This is a genomic window from Promicromonospora citrea, from assembly GCF_013004695.1.
Lineage (GTDB): Bacteria > Actinomycetota > Actinomycetes > Actinomycetales > Cellulomonadaceae > Promicromonospora > Promicromonospora citrea.
Map to the genome: position 1 here is coordinate 1 of NZ_JABEMG010000148.1, position 10,258 is coordinate 10,258.

The 10,258-nt window shown below is 74.7% G+C and carries 9 protein-coding genes; 5 read left to right on the forward strand and 4 right to left on the reverse strand.

Annotated elements, in window-relative coordinates:
- Positions 1–70: 70 nt before the first annotated feature.
- From HLB15_RS20180 to HLB15_RS20195, 4 genes are read right to left on the reverse strand one after another with little or no spacing between them, the layout of a single operon-like run.
- Complete coding sequence (locus HLB15_RS20180; protein ID WP_212760143.1) at positions 71–1,363, reverse strand: ABC transporter substrate-binding protein; 1,293 nt, start codon at positions 1,361–1,363, stop codon at positions 71–73.
- A 59-nt stretch (positions 1,364–1,422) separates the two neighbouring features.
- Positions 1,423–2,394 carry a D-2-hydroxyacid dehydrogenase gene (locus HLB15_RS20185; RefSeq protein WP_171108014.1) on the reverse strand — a complete coding sequence of 324 codons (972 nt, stop codon included), beginning with the start codon at positions 2,392–2,394 and terminating at the stop codon, positions 1,423–1,425.
- The gene (locus HLB15_RS20190; RefSeq protein ID WP_171108016.1) at positions 2,387–4,441 is read right to left on the reverse strand and encodes a beta-galactosidase trimerization domain-containing protein; all 2,055 of its coding nucleotides are present in this window, start codon (positions 4,439–4,441) and stop codon (positions 2,387–2,389) included. The genes HLB15_RS20185 and HLB15_RS20190 overlap by 8 nt, the downstream gene beginning before the upstream one ends.
- Complete coding sequence (locus tag HLB15_RS20195) at positions 4,438–5,334, reverse strand: NAD(P)-dependent oxidoreductase (protein WP_171108030.1); 897 nt, start codon at positions 5,332–5,334, stop codon at positions 4,438–4,440. The genes HLB15_RS20190 and HLB15_RS20195 overlap by 4 nt, the downstream gene beginning before the upstream one ends.
- A 142-nt stretch (positions 5,335–5,476) precedes the next feature.
- Between HLB15_RS20195 and HLB15_RS20200 the strand changes: the two genes are divergently transcribed.
- The 5 genes from HLB15_RS20200 to HLB15_RS20220 all read left to right on the forward strand — a co-directional run.
- A complete protein-coding gene (locus tag HLB15_RS20200) occupies positions 5,477–6,262 on the forward strand; it encodes a hydroxypyruvate isomerase family protein (protein ID WP_171108019.1) in 786 nt (261 codons plus the stop codon).
- A 201-nt stretch (positions 6,263–6,463) separates the two neighbouring features.
- Positions 6,464–8,395, forward strand: coding sequence for a glycoside hydrolase family 15 protein (locus tag HLB15_RS20205; protein ID WP_229785551.1), 1,932 nt, complete (start codon positions 6,464–6,466; stop codon positions 8,393–8,395).
- A 123-nt stretch (positions 8,396–8,518) separates the two neighbouring features.
- Entirely contained in the window at positions 8,519–9,391 is an 873-nt protein-coding gene (locus HLB15_RS20210; RefSeq protein ID WP_171108023.1) for an alpha/beta fold hydrolase, read from the forward strand.
- On the forward strand, positions 9,384–9,995 hold the full coding sequence (locus HLB15_RS20215; RefSeq protein ID WP_171108026.1) for a TetR/AcrR family transcriptional regulator: 612 nt from the start codon (positions 9,384–9,386) through the stop codon (positions 9,993–9,995). The genes HLB15_RS20210 and HLB15_RS20215 overlap by 8 nt, the downstream gene beginning before the upstream one ends.
- On the forward strand, positions 9,992–10,258 hold a 267-nt coding region (locus HLB15_RS20220), incomplete at its 3' end, for a hypothetical protein (RefSeq protein WP_212760145.1). The genes HLB15_RS20215 and HLB15_RS20220, both read left to right, overlap by 4 nt.

Consider the following 10,258-nt stretch of genomic DNA (forward strand, 5'->3'; position numbering starts at 1 on the left):
GGGGCGGGCCGGTCCGGCGCGCCGGGCGCGCGGGGCGCCCGGCGGCCGGTGTCCTTCGAGGCGAGTGCCATCATGCGCTCGCGATCTCGCCCTCGACGGCCTCGACGAAGGCCGCCGCGGCGTCGGGCACCGTCTTCTGCCCGAGCGTGACCTCCTCGAGCTCACGGATCATCAGCTCGCGCCAGCTGCCGGACCCGGCGGGCGCCTCGAACCGCGGCCGCTGCTCGGTCTGCGCGATCTCGCGCGTGATCGCGATGACCTTCTGCTCGTCGGGCGTCGCGTCGGGCTCGTAGGCGTCGAGCAGGTTCACGTTCGGCGGGGCGCCGGCCGAGAGGCCGACGAGGCCGAGGAGCTCCGGCGAGTTGAGGTTGTAGCTCATGAGGGTCGCCGCGGCCTCGACGCGGTCGTCGGGCACGCCCGAGTACATCGCGAACCGGCTGTAGTACGTGAAGTGGTAGCCGGCCGCGGCGTCCTGGCCCGCCGGCACGTCCCGCTGGTCGAACTCGTAGTCGGGGAACGCCTGCGCCTCGTCGACGATGTGGTTGGAGTTGGCGAAGGTGAGCAGCACCTTGTCGCCGACCTGCGCCCACGACGGCTCGATGCCGTCCTGCTGGCTCAGCGTCGTCGTGGCACCGGCCGTACGCAGCCGCTCCCACCAGTCGATCCACGCGGCGACGCCGTCGACGGTCGCGCCGAGCCTGCCGTCCTCCGTCCACAGGTCCTCGCCGCGCTGGCGCAGGAACGACTCGAACGGCATGTCGTGGTACGCCCCGTAGCTGGTGCCCGTGCGGCCCGAGGGGTTGTCCTTCGCGTAGTCGATCAGCAGCTCGGCCAGGCTGTCCCAGCTCAGGTCGTCGGGCAGCGTCACGCCGTCCTCCTCGGCGAACGTGGCGTTGTACCGCACCACCGGGCTGAACACCGACTTCGGCAGGGTGTCGAGCGTGCCGCCGAGCCGGAACGAGTCGACCTGCGCGGCGTCGAACCCGCTGAGGTCGAGCCCGTCGACGCCCTCGAGGTCGCGGTACAGCCCGGCGTCGCGGTAGGTGAGCACGGCGGCCGAGGGGATCCAGAAGACGTCGGGCACGTCGCGCGCCGCCATCTGGGTGGTCATGCGCTCCTGGTAGGCGGTGTAGTCGCCGAACTCGGGGGCGACCTTGATGTCGGGGTGCTCGGCGGTGAACGCGTCGAGCGCGTCGAGGTAGGCGCGCTGCCGGTCCGAGCCGCCCCACCACGCGAAGCGGACCGAGCCGTCGCGCCCGCCGCCGGAGCCGGACGGCCCGCAGCCCGCGAGCGTCATGGCGGCGATCGAGAGCGCCCCCACGCCGGTCCAGGTCAGGAACGACCGTCGAGTGAGATCTGCCATGGTGTCCTTCTTTCGGTACGTCGTTGTACAAGGGGGGTGCACGTGCGGTGCGGGCCGCCTCAGGGCAGGCGGCCCACGTCGACGACGTTGCGCAGCGGCCGCCGCGCGAGCCATCGGTCGAGGTTGTCGAGGAAGATCGCCGCGCCGCGGTCGGCGGTCGCCGGCGTCGTCGCCCCGTTGTGCGGGGTCACGATCGTGTTCGGGAGGTCCCAGAGCGGTGAGTCGGCGGGCAGCGGCTCGGTGGCGTGCGCGTCCAGCCCTGCCCCCGCGATCACGCCGTCGCGCAGGGCGGCGACGAGGTCGGGCTCGACCACGATCCCGCCGCGCGAGACCACCACGAGGTACCCGCGCGGCCCGAGCGCGCGCAGCGTGCGCAGCGTGATCGCGCCGGCGGTCTCGTCGGTCAGCGGCGCGGCGACGACGAGGACGTCGCTCGCCGCCGCCAGCTCGTCCACGGCGTCGGCGGGCAGCATGCGGTCGACGGGGTCGTCGGGCCCGGCGGGGCGGCGCCGCAGCCCCACCACCTCCATGCCGAACGCGCGCGCCCGCGCGGCCAGCTCGCGGCCGACGTTGCCGTAGCCGTAGATGCCGAGCGTGCGGCCGTGCAGCTCGTCGTGCGTGAACCGCTCCCAGCGGTGCTCGCGCTGCGCCTGCGCCCAGCGCGGCGCCTGCCGGTCGAGCATGAGCGTGAGCAGCAGGGCCTGCTCGGCGAGCGGGATCGCGCCGTTGCCCGCCGACGACGTCACGGTCACCGGCGTGCTCCCTGCCTCCGGGGCGGTCGCCCGCCGCCGCAGCGCGGGGCCGACGTCGCCCTCCACGCCCGCGGCCCACGAGTGCACCCAGGCCAGCCGGGGCATCGCCGCGATCTCCTCGTCGGAGAACCGCCCGGTGGCGACGGTCGCGGCGGCACGGGCTGCGGGGTCGTCCGCCGCGGCGACCTCGAGCCCGGGGTGCGCCGCGCGCACGGCCGCCACGACCCGCTCGCCCAGGCCGCCCCGGACGACCAGCACGTCAGGGACGACGTCACTCATGCGTACCCACCCCGTCCTCGATCACGACCACCTCGAGCCCGGTCACCGTAGCCAGCCGCACGACGAGGTCGTCGCCGTCGTCCACCACCGTGGCCGCGCCCGCGAGCGCCCGCGCGGGCCGCCCGGCCAGGCCGGGCACACGCAGCGCGACGTCGTGCAGCGGGACGACGGGGCCGTACCCGTTGCCGCGCTGTCCGGAGTGGTTGAGGAGGTGGACGACGAGCCCGGCGCGGGACCGGCCGACGACGACCTCGAGCTGCTCGGGGCCGTCGAGGGCGACCTGCGGCGTGCCGAGCCGCTCGGTGACGAGGTCGACGACGAGGTCGCGCAGCGCCGTGAGCCCGGTGTCCCGGTAGGCGGTACCGACGACCCACGGGAGCTGGACGACGGCGCCTGCCCCGTGCCGGCGCTCGCCCGCGACGGGCTCGGTGCCGGGCACGTGGCCGTACGCCTTCTCGGGCGGCCCGTACGGTGCGGCCTCGACGAGCCGGAACCGGGGCGTCGTGTCGGCGCGCCAGGCCAGCCGGTGGTGGCGGCCGTGCCGGGGCACGAGGCGGGCGCCCTCGACCGCCTCGGCCCCGTCGAGCTGCACGTAGCTCGACGTCAGCAGGTCGCGGTCGGCGTCGACGGCGGTGACGCGCTCGCCGGGGAACCAGTCGCGCACGGCGCCGTCGGGCCCGATGCCGCTGCGGCCGGTCGCGACGACGGTGCCGCCGGCGCGCACGAAGCGCTCCAGGGCGTCGGCGGCCGGGTCGGGCAGGGAGGGCAGGTCGGGCAGCACGAGCACGCGGAACCGGTCGGTCGCGGGATCGGCGCCGAGGTCGGCGAGCGCGCCGACGGGCACGACGTCGAACGGCACGTGCCGCTCGACCAGCGCGGTGAGCAGGCCGCGGTGCTCGGCGACGCCGGTGCCGAACCGGCCGTCGTCGTCCAGCGGGTCGGGCCGCACGAGGCCGACCCGGGCCGCGGGCGAGAGCCCGGCGTAGACGTCGCGGTGGTCGCGGTGGAAGCGGGTGACGGCGGCGGCGGCGGACAGCCCGTCGTAGGCGACGTGCCCGGCCGGGCCCATGACATAGGTCGACGGGTTGGCGCCGCGGGCGATCGCCTGGGCGAGGTACTGGCCGAGCATCTCGGGCTGCTCGGCGGCGAACCGGTACGGCATGTCCCAGAACGCGACCGCGTTGACCAGCACGGGCTTGCCGGGCCTGGCCGAGCGCAGCGCGCTGACGGCCTCGCCGGTCGCGTACGGCCACAGGGTGCGGCCGATCGCGTTGTTCGCCTCGTGGAAGAGCACGTCGGCGGCGGTGCCGAGGATGAGCGCGGCGTCGGGCCTGCGGGCGGCGAGGTGGGCGCGCACGCGGGCCGTGAGCGCGTCGATCGTCGCCGTCGCGTAACCGCGCCAGGCCCGGTAGTGCTCGTCGCCCGCCCGCTCGGGCAGACGGTCGAGGCCGGTCCGGGCGCGGAACCCCTCCTGGCAGGCCGCGCAGTGGCAGACGCCGTGCACGCGCCCGGCGTAGTCGACCTCGTTGAAGCCGAACCAGTTGAAGAAGAACCCGTCGACCTCGTACCGGTCGAGCACCTCGTCGACCACGTCGAGCAGGCGGTGCTGGTAGTACCCGGCGCTCGGGCAGACGCTGACCAGGCCCTCGAACTCCTGGCGCGCGCCCGTCGGCGACACGTAGAGCCACTCGGGGTGGGCGTCGGCGATCGCGGGCGCGACCTTGGAGAAGTCCATGCGGGCCAGCAGCCGCACGCCGCGCCTCCGCGCCGCGGAGAGGGCGTCCCCGACGAGGTCGCCGCCCGGGCGCCCGGCGAGGTGGGGGTTGCGCGTCTGGAACGGCAGGTCCGTGGGGTAGTGCGACAGGATGCCGCCCACGTTGAGCAGCCACACCCGGGCGCCGTGCTCCTCGATCGCGTCGAGGGTGGCCTCGACGTCGAGCCCCGCGTCGATCTCGCGCAGGTTGGTCTGGAAGACACCGAAGGGTTCGTCCCACCAGCCCGGGCGGGCGACAGGGGCGGTGCTCGCGGGCCGGGCGGCGACGGTCATCGCGCCTCCGCCCGGTCGCCGGTGCCGTTGAGCTCGCGGGCGAGCGCGACGAGCGCCGAGTGGTCGAGGGCGCCGTCGCCGCGCTGCACGAGCGACTGCACGAGCCGGCCGACCAGCCCGGTCACGGGCAGCACCGCGCCGCGCGCCCTGGCGGCGCCCTCGACGATGCCGAGGTCCTTGTGGTGCAGCTCGAGCCGGAAGCCGGGGGCGAAGTCGCCGGCCAGCACGCTCGCGGCCTTGCGGTCGATGACGGTGCTGCCGCCGAGCCCGCGGGCGATGACCGACAGCGCGGTGGCGACGTCGGCATCGTGCGCCTCGAGGAACACGACCGCCTCGGCGAGCGCCTGGAGGTGCGCGGCGACCACGAGCTGGTTGGCGGCCTTGACCGTCTGCCCGGCGCCGGCGTCGCCGACGCGGACGACGGTGGTGCCCATCGCGCCGAGCACGTCCCGCCAGCGCTCGACGGCGTCGGCGGGTCCGCCGACCATGATCGACAGCGTGCCCTCGCGGGCGCCGGCCTCGCCGCCGGACACGGGGGCGTCGAGCGCGTCGTGCCCCGCCGCGGCGAACCGCTCGGCGATGTCGCGCGCGGCGCCGGGCTCGATGGTGCTCATGTCGATGTAGGCGGCACCGGGCGCGAGGTGCTCCAGCACGCCGCCCGGGCCGAGCGCGACGGTTCGCACGTCCGGGGTGTCGGGAAGCATCGTGACGACGACGTCGGCCCCCGTGACCGCCTCGGCCACGCCCCCGACGACGGGGACCCCGAGGCGCGCGGCCTCCTCGCGGCCTGCCGCGCCGCGGCTGAACGCCCGTACCTCGTGGCCCGCGCGCACCAGGTTCGCCGCCATCGGCCGCCCCATCACGCCGAGCCCGACAAAGCCCACGACTGCCATCCGACCGAACCCCTTCGTTCGTTGATCCATCGATTGATCATTGCGCCGATGCCTTTTCTCCGGCACTGGCATGACGCAGGGTATTTCGATATACCTGTCTCGGTCAATGGGGCGACCGGCCCCGCCGAGGATCGGAGTCGAGATGCCGAAGTTCGCCGCGAACGTGTCCCTGCTGTTCAGCGAGGTACCGCTGCCCGAACGGTTCGCCGCGGCGCGCGCCGCGGGGTTCGAGGCCGTCGAGTGCTGGTGGCCGTTCGCCGCACCCGACCCGGACACCGCGGAGGTCGACACGTTCCTGCGCGCGCTGGAGTCCGCCGGCGTGCGCCTGGTCGGCCTCAACCTCTTCGCCGGCGACATGCCGGGCGGCGAGCGCGGCATCCTGTCCCACCCCGACCGGGCCGACGAGCTCGCCCGCAACCTCCCGGTCGTGCGCGCGATCGCCGCGGCGACGGGCTGCGACCGCGTCAACGCCCTCTACGGGCACCGGCTGCCCGGCGTCCCGGCCGACGTGCAGGACGCCGCGGCCGAGCGCGCGCTGCGACGAGCGGCCGACACGCTCGGCGAGGTGGGCGTGACCGTGCTCGTCGAGCCGCTGACCCGGGGCGAGAACGGCACCTACCCGTTGGCGACCCTCGACGACGCCGCGGCCGTGGCCCGGCGCGCGGGCTCCGGCGTCGGCGTGCTGTTCGACGCCTACCACCTGCACAACAACGGCGCCGACGTGGTGGCCGACATCGCGCGGGTCGGCGCCGCCGTCGGGCACGTGCAGGTCGCCGACGCGCCGGGCCGCGGCGAGCCCGGCTCGGGCACGATCGACTACCCGGCCTTCTTCCGGGCCCTGGACGCCTCGGGCTACGCGGGCTGGGTCGGCTGCGAGTACCGCCCGACGGGCCCGGACCACCTCACCTGGCTCGACTCCCTCCGCTGACCGCGGGGTGCGCGGCAGGCACATCTCGCGGTCTCGCGCGTCACACGGCCACGGCTTGCCACACGCGCTCGGCGTGCGGAACCCTTGAGTCTCATGACGCTCGAATCGATTGAGTCGCCAGGGGCAGCGGTCGACGCCCCTGCGACCTCCGGCACAGCACGTCGGCGCCGCAAGGTGTCGGAGACCTCGGAGCCCACGCCGGTGAGAGCCCACACCTCGAGCGACGCCCTGTCCGCGCGCGCGACCGACGGCCGCAGCAAGTTCCCCCACATCGGCGAGTACGGGTTCCTGTCGGACTGCGAGACGAACGCGCTCATCGCGCCGTCGGGCAGCGTGGAGTGGATGTGCGTGCCGCGCCCGGACTCGCCGAGCATCTTCGCGAAGATCCTGGACCGCGGGGCCGGCCACTTCCGGGTGGGCCCGCACGGCGTCAACGTGCCGGTGGCGCGCCGCTACCTGCCCGGCACGCTCATCCTCGAGACCACCTGGCAGACGCCGACGGGCTGGCTCGTGGTCCGCGACGCCATGCTCATGGGGCCGTGGCACGACCTGGAGTCGCGCTCGGGCACGCACCGCCGCACCCCCACCGACGACGACGCCGAGCACGTGCTCATGCGCACCATCAAGTGCGTGTCGGGCACGGTGGACCTCGAGGTCGTCTGCGAGCCGCGCCCGGACTACGCGCGCCAGGACGTCGAGTGGGAGTACGAGAACAGCGGGTACTCCGCCGTCGTCGCGAACACCGGCGACTCGAACCCTGACCTGCACCTGCGCTCGAGCCTGCGGTTCGGGCTGGACGGCGGCAAGCGCGCCACCGCCCGCACCCGGATGACCGAGGGCGCCACGCACTTCGTCGCCATGTCCTGGGGCTCCCAGAGCGCGCCGACGACGTACGCGGGCGCGCTCGACGCGATGTGGCGCACCGAGCGGTTCTGGCGCGACTGGATCACGCAGGGCCAGTTCCCCGACCACCCGTGGCGCTCGTACCTGCAGCGGTCGGCGCTGACCCTCAAGGGCCTGACCTACTCCCCCACCGGCGCGCTCATCGCGGCGGCGACGACGTCGCTGCCCGAGACGCCGGGCGGCGAGCGCAACTGGGACTACCGGTACGCGTGGATCCGCGACTCGACGTTCGCGCTGTGGGGTCTGTACACGCTGGGCCTGGAGCGCGAGGCGAACGACTTCTTCGCGTTCATCCAGGACGTGTGCCACGACAACAAGGACCTGCAGATCATGTACGGCGTGGGCGGCGAGGAGCGGCTCGAGGAGTTCGAGCTGCCGCACCTGTCCGGCTACGAGGGCGCACAGCCCGTCCGCATCGGCAACGCCGCCTACGACCAGCGGCAGCACGACGTCTGGGGCGCCGTCCTCGACTCCGTGTGGCTGCACGCCAAGTCGCGCGACCAGCTGCCCGAGTCCCTGTGGCCCATCCTCAAGCGCCAGGTCGAGGAGGCCGCGAAGCACTGGGACAAGCCGGACCGGGGCATCTGGGAGGTGCGCGGCGAGCCGCAGCACTTCACGAGCTCCAAGCTCATGTGCTGGGTGGCCATGGACCGCGGCGCCAAGCTCGCACGGATCTACGACGAGCTCGACTACGCCAAGGCGTGGCAGAAGATCGCCGACGAGATCGCCGACGACATCTGCACCAAGGGCGTCGACGAGCGCGGCGTCTTCACGCAGCGCTACGGCGACCCCGCGCTGGACGCGTCGCTCCTGCTCGTGCCGCTCCTGCGGTTCCTGCCGCCCGACGACGAGCGGGTGCGCAACACCGTGCTCGCCATCGCCGACGAGCTCACCGAGGACGGGCTCGTGCTGCGCTACCGCACGGACGAGACGGACGACGGCCTGCGCGGCGAGGAGGGCACGTTCACGATCTGCTCCTTCTGGCTCGTCTCCGCGCTGGTGGAGATCGGCGAGGTCGAGCGCGCGAGGGCGCTGTGCGAGCGGCTCCTCGGCTACGCGTCGTCGCTCGACCTGTACGCGGAGGAGATCGAGCCCGGGAGCGGGCGCCACCTGGGCAACTTCCCGCAGGCGTTCACGCACCTGGCGCTGATCAACGCCGTCATGCACGTCATCAAGGCCGAGACCGGCGAGTCCGAGAAGGGCTACTTCGGCGCCCCGCGCCACCCCTGACCCCACCCTCCTGATCCGCTGAGTGCGGGATCTTCGCTCGTCCGGCCCACGGAGGAGGAGCGAAGGTCCCGCACTCGCGTCAGGGGGTTGTGGAGTTTGGCTAATGGGCATAGCTTTATGGCTATGGACCTTTACCTACAGCGGCCCGAGGGCCGCATCGCCTACTCCGACACCGGCTCCGGGCCGCTCGTCGTCGCCGTCCCCGGGATGGGCGTGCCGCGCTCCACCTACGACGACATGGTCCCGGCGCTCGTCGGCGCCGGGTACCGGGTGGTCGCGGCCGACCTGCGTGGCCACGGCGGCTCCGACACGACCTTCCGCACGCACGGCGACGACGCGACCGGGGCCGACCTCCTCGCGCTCGTCGAGCACCTCGACGCCGGGCCCGCCGTCCTGATGGGGAACTCGATGGGCGCCTCGGCCGCGGCCTGGGCCGCCGCCGAGCGGCCCGACCTGGTGCGCGGCCTGGTCCTGCTCAGCCCGCTGCTGCGCGAGCCGGCGTCGCCCCTGATGCAGCGCCTCATGCCCGTGCTCTTCCGCGTGCTCCTCGCACGACCGTGGGGCGCGGCGTTCTGGGCGTCGTACTACTCGTCCATCAGCAAGGGACGCCGCTCCCCGCAGCACGCCGAGCAGGTCGCCGAGGTCCGGGACGCGATGCGCGACCCCGCGCACCTGCGGTCCTTCCGGGACCTGGCCGTGGCGCTCGACCACGCGGTCGTCGAGAACCGGCTGTCCGAGGTGCGGGCGCCTGCGCTCGTCCTCGTCGGCGCGCTGGACCCGGACTACCCCGACCCGGCGGCGGAGCTGGCGTGGATGACCGGTGCCCTCGGCACCGCCCGCGGCGTGCTGGTCCCCGACGTCGGGCACTACCCGCAGCGCCAGGCGCCGCAGGACGTGGTGCCGGAGGTGCTCGGCTTCCTCGCGGGGCTGCCCGGCCTGTCCGGCGGCGCCGCGGACGACGTCGCACCTGCCGCGGACGGCGGTCCCCGTGCCTAGGGCGGGGCTGTCGCACGACGCCGTGGTGCGCCTGGCCGTCGAGGTCGTCGACGAGGCCGGCGCCACGGGGTTCGCCGACCTCACGCTCGCGAAGGTCGCGGCGAAGGCCGGGGTCGCCGCACCGAGCCTCTACAAGCACGTCGGCTCGCTCGCCGACCTGCGCCGCGAGGTCGCCGTGCTCTCCGTCCGCGACCTGACCGCCGCGGGTGCCGCCGCGACGATGGGCCGCGCGGGCGCGGACGCCCTGCGGGCACTGGCGGAGGCCTGGCGGCAGTTCGCCCGCGCCTACCCCGGCCGGTACGCCGCGACGCAGATCGGCCCCGACCCGGACGACCCGGCGGACGCCGTCGCGCGGGAGGTCGCCGCCGAGAGCGTCCAGGTCGTCGTCTCGACGCTGCGCGGGTTCGGCCTGCCCGACGAGCGCGTGATCGACGCCGTGCGCGCCGTCCGCTCCGGCATCCACGGCTTCGTGCAGCTCGAGCAGGGCGGCGGCTTCCGCCTGCGCGAGGACGTGGACCGCAGCTTCGAGGTGCTGCTCGACATGCTGGTCGCGGGGGTCGCCGCGCTCGCGGCGGCGCCGGTGACCGCGGGGAGCCCGCGATGACCGCGGGGCGATGGACCACCGTCGGGTTCGTCGCGGCCGGCCTGTCCTTCCTCCTGTTCCCCCTGCTGCGCCCCTGGCCCGACGAGACGGTCGCCACCCCCGAGCTCGCCGCGGGGTTCGCCTCCGGCCGCTGGGTGGTCGCCCACCTCGCGGGGATCCTCGGCCTGGGCCTCCTGGCGCCGGCGCTGCTCGGCCTGCGCGCCGTCCTCGCCGCACGCGGCGCGGGCGGGGTCCGCGCGGCGACCGGGGCGCTGGTGGCGGCC